We start from the raw sequence: 7,462 nt of genomic DNA, 5'->3' as shown, positions 1-7,462 counted from the left end.
GGTCGTTCGCGACATCATCCAGATCCGCGCCGTGCGGTCGAACGCCGAGGACGATGTCGGCTATATCCGGATTACCCAGTTCAACGAGCAGACGTTCGAAAACCTGAAGACGGCGATCGAGGATCTCGAGGACGATATCCCGGCCGAAGAGCTCAAGGGCTTTGTGATCGACCTGCGCAACAATCCCGGTGGCCTCCTCGATCAGGCGATCGCGGTTTCCGACTCGTTCCTGGACCGCGGCGAGATCGTCTCGACCCGCGGCCGCGATGCCAACGATATCGCCCGCTTCGATTCGCGCCCCGGCGACGTGCTCAACGGCAAGCCGGTCATCGTTCTGATCAATGGCGGTTCGGCCAGCGCCTCGGAGATCGTGGCCGGCGCGCTGCAGGACCACCGCCGCGCGACCGTGCTCGGCACCCAGTCCTTCGGCAAGGGCTCGGTCCAGACGATCATTCCGCTCGGCGAGAACGGTGCGCTGCGTCTCACGACAGCCCTCTACTACACACCTTCGGGCGAATCGATCCAGGGCAAGGGCATCACACCCGACATCAAGGTCGACCAGCCTTTGCCCGAGGAATTACAGGGCCGGGACCTGCGCCGTGGCGAATCGGATCTGCGCGGTCACATCAAGGGTGAGGAAGAGAACGACGAAGGCTCCGGCTCCATCGCTTACGTACCGCCGGAAGCCAAGGACGATATGCAGCTCAATGCAGCGCTCGAACTGCTGCGCGGCGAAAAAAATGATCCCGCCTTCCCGCCAAATCCTGACAAGGCGGTCATGAATCGCTAAGAATGCTCCCTGTCACCGCCGGTTTCTTCGCAAGTCGGCGGTGACATCCTGGCGACACAGCACGCCGATACACCGGATTTCATGCAGGATGTCCTCTGGGCGGCCTGAAGTTTGGAAAGACAGGATACTGGAGCCGCGCCGCGTTTCTTCAACGCGGCTTTCGGTCTCGCATTTGGCCTCGGCCATCGTGACGGGTGGGTATGATTTCGGGGAACAGAGACATCGACCGGCCGCTCGGCCGCGACAACCGGCCCCGAAAGCCGAAGCGCCGGGGCATCTTTACCACCGAGCGAATTGTTGTAACCCTTGCCGCCATCGCCGTTCTCGGCATATCGACAGGCGTGGCGTTGCGCGACCGCCCGTTCCGCGATCCCGCTCCGGTCGCAGTCACCGAACCGGTGGAGCGCACCATCGCCGAAGCGGAGCCATCAGACCCGGCGCCTGAAAGCAACGAACAAGGTGCACCCAACGCCTCGATCACACGTCTTCGCCCGGAAGAACCCGCAAATGATAGCGTCATCGTCATTCGCGATCCTTCGGCGATGGGACAGCACCCCAGACTTGCCCATCTCCCCGACCGGGCACTGATCGAAGAATCGGAATCCGGCCCCCTGCCCGTGCGTGATGCCGGCGGGCGCCGCCCGTTCGATGTCTATGCCCGCTCCTGGTCCGGCACGCGCGGCGCCCGCATCGCCGTTATCATCGGCGGTCTGGGCCTTTCGCAAACGACGACAAAGGAAGCCATCGAAACCCTGCGCCCGGAGATCACACTCGCGTTCGCGCCCGCCGGAAACAGCCTCGGACGCTGGATGCAAACCGCGCGCAAGGCCGGACATGAAGTGATCCTCCAAGTGCCCATGGAGCCGTTCGGCTACCCTTCGCAAAACCCGGGCCGTAACACGCTGACGGTCGACGCCTCCACGGCGCAGAACCTCTCCCGCCTGCGCTGGGCGCTTTCCCGCATCACCAATTACACCGGTGTGATGAACTATATGGGCGGACGCTTCACCGCCGAACCCGAGCCCATGAGCGAGATCATGGCCGAACTCGGCCAGCGCGGCTTGATGTATATCGACGACGGCACTTCCGCACGCAGCGTCGCGCAGGATCTGGCGCTGCAGGAAGGGGTGCCTTTCGCCGCTTCCGACGCATTGCTCGACCCGACCGGGAACAATCGCCGTCCCGAACACCATGAGATCCGGAAGAAACTCGACGAACTGGAGCGTATCGCACGCGCCAGGGGGTTCGCCATAGGAACCGGCTCGGCCTTCGACGAGACCATAGAAGCGGTTTCCGAATGGGCCGGCGAGGGGACGGCACGCGGGATAGAACTCGTTCCAATCTCGGCGGTTGCCGCCGATCCCCAGCCCCGATAGCAAGGAAAAGCCCGGCAATGGCCAAGAACAACAAGAATACCGAACTCCCCTATCGCGCCTGCGTCGGCATCATGGTGCTGAATCACAAGGGGCTGGCCTGGGCCGGCCGGCGCATCGTGCAGCCCGGCACCGACGAGTTGTCCGGCGCGACACAGCTTTGGCAAATGCCCCAGGGCGGCATCGACGAAGGCGAAGATCCACGCGACGCGGCGTATCGCGAACTCTACGAGGAAACCGGCATCAAATCCGTTTCTTTGCTGGCCGAGACACCCGAATGGATTACCTACGACCTGCCCGATCATCTGCTTGGCGTGGCGCTCAAGGGCAAATATCGCGGTCAGAAGCAGAAATGGTTCGCCTTTCGCTTCGAGGGACCGGATTCGGAGATCGCAATCAACCCGCCGCCCGGCGGCCACGAAGCCGAGTTCGACATGTGGGAATGGAAACCCATGACGGACCTGCCGGATCTGATCGTGCCCTTCAAGCGCAAGGTCTATGACAACGTAATCGGCGCTTTCCGCCATCTGGCGCCCTGAAGGACGCCAGAAGTTGGGCGCGGGCTGGAACGTCAGTCCGCCGCGGACACAGTCTGTCCACGCACCGGTTCACCGCGCTCCTGGAGAACGCCATCAGCCCGGTAGTTTTGAAACTGCGCCGGCAGGCCCTCGCCCGATTTGAGGTCCGGCGTCGTCTGCATGTGCATGTGGAGGTGCGGTTCGGACGTGTTTCCACTGTTGCCGCAGCGTCCGATTTCATCCCCGCCGCGCACTCCATCGCCAATCTCGACCTTCACGGAGCCACGGCGCAAATGCGCGAGAAAGACAAACTCACCGGCACCCAGGTCCAACACCACGTGATTGCCGGCCGGGCGTTCCGCATCGGTCTCGCCGATCGCCTGGTCCGGCAAACCGTCCACTTGAGCGACAACGGTGCCGTCGGCCGGCGCCAGGATCGGGCGGTCCCAACAATAATAGTCTTCGAGCGCCGCCCCATCGCCGACATGCGATGAACCGTCCTCACGAACAATAAAGTCGTAAGCGAAGCGCTGAGCCTGGTTCTCGGCATGATAATTTTGCTCGAGCGTGCGCCCGCCCCAGAAGACATACCAGTCCCCCGTGAACGGCAATTCCAACGAGGCACGCGTCTGGTAATCGAGATGTGCCGACGACGACGCCTCCGGCACGCGTCGCACATAAAAGCCTTCTATGCGGTCGTCGGGGCCGAAACTCCATCTCCAGATGAGATCCGCGCCATTCTCGTGCGCCGAGCGCCGACGATAGGTTCTCAACGAATCGCCGCGCTCCGTTTCTTCCTCAACGATCTCGGTCTGAGGACCGTGAGCCGCACTGATTGAGGCCTGGAATCCCTTGAGATAATCAATGTCGCCGAGCGCTTCCTGCATCTTCTTCGACATGCGCTGCCAGATTTCCTCCGCACCGCCCTGCTGGAAAACCTCGGTGAAGTGCCGACCAAGCTTCAGCGTATCGGCGTCAGTCGCCCGTGCATGGGTCGCTGCCCCGATTACAATCGCCGTCAAGCATACAATCAGCCGGCTTATCTTGCTTGGAATCATGTCGTCCGCTCCGACATTCAGTTTTCGGGACGCTAACAAAAAGCCGAGCGTAAGCCCGGCTTTTTTTTCACATCGTGATTACTTTGTCCGTCAGGCAGGCAAGATCGCGCCTTCCAATGTCGTGAGCTGATGCAGGAACTCCTCGGCGCGCAACCGCGTCTCATGATCCTTTGCATCCTCGACGTCTTCACGGGCATCCTGAATGCGACGCTGCAGTTCCTCGCGATTGATATCGTTCACGTGCACGGCCGACTCGGCCAGTACGGTGCAGCCTTCGGGCAGAATATCGGCAAAGCCGCCAAACACCACATAGCGTTCGGTCTTGCCATCGGCGGTGACGGCCACCACGCCCGGCTTGATACTGGTCATGGTCGGCGCGTGGGTCGCCATGACAGTCAGTTCGCCCTCCGTGCCGGGAATGACAACCGATTCGACATCCTGGGAAACCAGGAGCCGCTCGGGCGAGACCAGATCGAATTTGAAGGTTTGAGCCATCGTGTCCTACCGGTTTGGCATGAAGGCAGGAGGTCCAGGCGGACCTCCCGATCATTGCCTGGATCAGGCCGCTTCGGCAGCCAGCTTCTGTGCCTTCTCGACCGCCTGCTCGATGGTGCCGACCATATAAAAGGCGGCCTCCGGCAGATGATCGTATTCGCCGTCGCACAGTCCCTTGAACGAACGGATTGTGTCTTCCAGCTCGACGAAGAGGCCGGGCGTGTTGGTGAAGACCTCGGCGACGTGGAACGGCTGCGACAGGAAGCGCTCGATCTTGCGGGCGCGTGCCACAGTCAGCTTGTCCTCTTCGGAAAGCTCATCCATGCCGAGAATGGCGATGATATCCTGGAGCGACTTATAGCGCTGGAGAATCTCCTGCACCTGGCGCGCCACGTTGTAGTGCTCCTCGCCGACGATCATCGGATCGAGCATGCGCGATGTGGAATCCAGCGGGTCGACGGCCGGGTAGATGCCCTTCTCGGAGATGGCGCGGTTGAGCGTCGTCGTCGCATCGAGGTGGGCGAACGAGGTCGCCGGCGCCGGATCGGTCAGATCGTCGGCCGGCACGTAAATGGCCTGCACCGAGGTGATCGACCCCTTGGTCGTTGTTGTGATGCGTTCCTGCAAGTCGCCCATGTCCGTCGCCAGCGTCGGCTGGTAACCCACGGCCGAAGGAATGCGGCCGAGAAGCGCCGATACCTCGGAACCCGCCTGCGTGAAGCGGAAGATGTTGTCGACGAAGAACAGAACGTCCTGGCCCTGATCGCGGAAGTGCTCGGCGACCGTCAGACCGGTCAGAGCGACACGGGCGCGGGCGCCGGGCGGCTCGTTCATCTGGCCGAACACGAGGGCGCATTTGGAGCCTTCGGTGGAGCCGTCGTTCTTTGCCGGATCCTTGTTCACACCGGATTCGATCATCTCGTGGTAGAGGTCGTTGCCCTCGCGGGTACGCTCACCGACGCCTGCGAACACGGAGTAACCGCCATGCGCCTTTGCGACGTTGTTGATCAGCTCCTGAATGAGAACCGTCTTGCCGACGCCGGCGCCGCCGAACAGACCGATCTTGCCGCCCTTGGCGTAAGGCGCGAGAAGGTCAACCACCTTGATGCCCGTCACCAGGATTTCGGCTTCCGTGGACTGGTCCACATAATCGGGAGCGGGCTGGTGGATGGCACGCGTTTCCTCACCCTTGACCGGACCGGCCTCGTCGATCGCCTCGCCGACCACGTTCATGATGCGCCCGAGCGTTGCGTCACCGACCGGCACCGCGATCGGGCTGCCGGCATCACGCACTTCCATGCCGCGAACCAGGCCCTCGGTGGAGTCCATGGCGATGCAGCGGACAGTGTTCTCGCCCAGATGCTGCGCCACCTCCAGCACGAGGCGGTTGCCCTGGTTTTCCGTCTCCAGCGCGTTGAGGATAGCCGGCAAGTGATCCTCAAACTGCACGTCGACAACGGCGCCGATAACCTGGCGGATCGTGCCGGTTGCGCCGGATGCCTTCTTTGCGGTGCTGCGGGTCGATGCCGCGCGGGTGGAAGCCGCCTTGCGCGCCGGAGCCGCCTTCTTCTTGGCGGTGGTCGCGGACGCCGTCTTCGGGGTCGCTGCTTTGGCCATGTTCGTTTAACCTCTTCGGTCCGTTAGAGCGCTTCCGCGCCCGAAATGATTTCGATCAGTTCCTTGGTGATCTGCGCCTGGCGCTGACGATTATATGTGATCGACAGCTTGTCGATCATCTCGCCTGCGTTGCGCGTCGCGCTGTCCATGGCGGTCATCTTGGCGCCCATCTCACCCGCGGCATTCTCCAGAAGCGCGCGGAAGATCTGCACCGCGATATTGCGCGGGATGAGATCTGCAAGGATCGACGCCGCATCCGGCTCGTATTCGTAAACCGCCTCCGATCCCTCGCCGGCTTCCTCGGAAGGAACCGCAGCGGGGATGATCTGCTGCGCGGTCGGCACCTGCGACATTACCGAATGGAACTCGGAATAGAACAGGGTGCAGATATCGAACTCGCCCTTCTCGAACATGCCGATCACCTGACGGGCGATGCCATGCGCGTTGTCGAAGCCGATCTTCTTCACTTCACGCAGATCGACGCGGTCGACAATCAGGTCGCTATAGTCGCGCCGCAGGGCATCGAAACCCTTTTTGCCGACACAGAGCACCTTCACCGTCTTGCCGTCGCGCTGGAGCGTGCGAATGTGCTCGCGCGCCTTCTTGACGATCTGGCTGTTGAAGCCGCCGCAAAGGCCGCGCTCGGCGGTGCAAACGACGAGGAGATGCGTATCGTCCTTGCCCGTTCCGGCCATAAGCGGCGGCGCGTCGTTGCCCGACACGGCGTCGGCGATATTGGCGAGCACGGCGCCCATGCGTTCGGCATAGGGCCGCGCGGCCTCTGCCGCCTCCTGGGCGCGCTTCAGTTTCGCCGCGGCGACCATCTGCATCGCCTTGGTGATTTTCTGCGTCGCCTTGACCGAGGCGATCCGGTTGCGAAGTTCCTTGAGGGAAGCCATGCTCGCTCAGCCTCAGGTGAAGTTCTTGGCGAATGCGTCGATCTGGGCCTTGAGCTTCTCGCGCAGATCGTCGGAAAGCGCCTTTTCCTTGCGGATCGCTTCCAGCACGTCCTTGCCGTCCGCACGCATGTGCGACAGCAGGCCCTGCTCGAAACGGGTGACATCGGCAAGCGGCAGCTTGTCGAGATAGCCATTCACACCGGCGAAGATCACGGCAACCTGCTCTTCCGTCTTCAGCGGCGAGAACTGCGGCTGCTTCAGAAGCTCGGTCAGGCGTGCGCCGCGGTTGAGAAGGCGCTGGGTCGAGGCGTCGAGGTCGGAACCGAACTGCGCGAACGCCGCCATTTCACGATACTGGGCAAGCTCGCCCTTAATGGAGCCCGCAACCTGTTTCATGGCCTTGATCTGGGCCGACGAACCAACACGCGACACCGACAGGCCGACGTTCACGGCCGGGCGGATGCCCTGGAAGAACAGGTTGGTCTCCAGGAAGATCTGACCGTCGGTGATCGAGATCACATTGGTCGGAATGTAGGCCGAGACGTCGTTCGCCTGCGTTTCGATAACCGGAAGAGCGGTGAGCGAACCGGCGCCCTGTTCGTCGTTCATCTTCGCCGCGCGCTCGAGCAAGCGGGAATGCAGGTAGAACACGTCGCCCGGGTAAGCTTCGCGGCCTGGCGGGCGGCGCAGCAGGAGCGACATCTGGCGGTAA

7 protein-coding genes and 1 pseudogene are annotated in these 7,462 nt (G+C 62.4%); 3 read left to right on the top strand and 5 right to left on the bottom strand.

Features of this window, described 5'->3' with window-relative positions:
• The 3 genes from QZ638_RS21190 to QZ638_RS21180 all read left to right on the top strand — a co-directional run.
• On the top strand, positions 1-790 hold a 790-nt coding region (locus QZ638_RS21190), incomplete at its 5' end, for a S41 family peptidase (RefSeq protein WP_295814165.1).
• Between the two features lie 200 nt (positions 791-990).
• Entirely contained in the window at positions 991-2,166 is a 1,176-nt protein-coding gene (locus tag QZ638_RS21185) for a divergent polysaccharide deacetylase family protein (protein WP_295814163.1), read from the top strand.
• Positions 2,167-2,183: 17 nt separating this feature from the next.
• The gene (locus QZ638_RS21180) at positions 2,184-2,702 is read left to right on the top strand and encodes an RNA pyrophosphohydrolase (RefSeq protein ID WP_295814161.1); all 519 of its coding nucleotides are present in this window, start codon (positions 2,184-2,186) and stop codon (positions 2,700-2,702) included.
• Positions 2,703-2,734: 32 nt separating this feature from the next.
• Here the strand turns inward: QZ638_RS21180 and QZ638_RS21175 are convergent, their stop codons facing one another.
• The 5 genes and pseudogenes from QZ638_RS21175 to QZ638_RS21155 form a co-directional block, all read right to left on the bottom strand.
• Positions 2,735-3,739: a M23 family metallopeptidase gene (locus QZ638_RS21175; protein WP_295814159.1), complete on the bottom strand. Its 1,005-nt coding sequence runs from the start codon at positions 3,737-3,739 to the stop codon at positions 2,735-2,737.
• 90 nt (positions 3,740-3,829) lie between these two features.
• A complete protein-coding gene (locus tag QZ638_RS21170; RefSeq protein ID WP_295814157.1) occupies positions 3,830-4,234 on the bottom strand; it encodes a F0F1 ATP synthase subunit epsilon in 405 nt (134 codons plus the stop codon).
• A gap of 63 nt (positions 4,235-4,297) precedes the next feature.
• Positions 4,298-5,851 (bottom strand): F0F1 ATP synthase subunit beta, encoded by a 1,554-nt coding sequence (gene atpD / locus QZ638_RS21165; protein WP_295814154.1) that lies wholly within the window; start codon positions 5,849-5,851, stop codon positions 4,298-4,300.
• Positions 5,852-5,874: 23 nt separating this feature from the next.
• The gene (locus QZ638_RS21160) at positions 5,875-6,750 is read right to left on the bottom strand and encodes a F0F1 ATP synthase subunit gamma (RefSeq protein ID WP_295814152.1); all 876 of its coding nucleotides are present in this window, start codon (positions 6,748-6,750) and stop codon (positions 5,875-5,877) included.
• Positions 6,751-6,762: 12 nt separating this feature from the next.
• A pseudogene (locus QZ638_RS21155) lies at positions 6,763-7,462 on the bottom strand (F0F1 ATP synthase subunit alpha); the annotation flags it as partial.

Origin of the sequence: uncultured Nitratireductor sp. (assembly GCF_913053745.1) — a bacterium.
Classification (GTDB): Bacteria; Pseudomonadota; Alphaproteobacteria; order Rhizobiales; family Rhizobiaceae; genus Nitratireductor.
Note: the sequence above shows the minus strand (reverse complement) of the source record. Positions and strands in the feature narration are given on the sequence as shown.